The sequence below is a fragment of the Burkholderia sp. Tr-20355 genome, assembly GCF_017104685.1.
Lineage (GTDB): Bacteria > Pseudomonadota > Gammaproteobacteria > Burkholderiales > Burkholderiaceae > Burkholderia > Burkholderia seminalis.
Map to the genome: position 1 here is coordinate 1 of NZ_JAAGPK010000421.1, position 255 is coordinate 255.

Sequence of the window (255 nt, forward strand, 5' to 3'; positions counted from 1 at the left end):
GGGGGGGGGGGGGGGGGGGGGGGGGGGGGGGGGGGGGGGGGGGGGGGGGGGGGGGGGGGGGGGGGGGGGGGGGGGGGGGGGGGGGGGGGGGGGGGGGGGGGGGGGGGGGGGGGGGGGGGGGGGGGGGTGGGGGGGGGGGGGGGGGGGGGGGGGGGGGGGGGGGGGGGGGGGGGGGGGGGGGGGGGGGGGGGGGGGGGGGGGGGGGGGGGGGGGGGGGGGGGGGGGGGGGGGGGGGGGGGGGGGGGGGGGGGGGGG

1 protein-coding gene is annotated in these 255 nt (G+C 99.6%); it reads right to left on the reverse strand.

The features are described 5' to 3' along the window. On the reverse strand, window positions 1–255 hold a 255-nt coding region (locus tag G3N62_RS36500; protein ID WP_176480855.1), incomplete at both ends, for a hypothetical protein.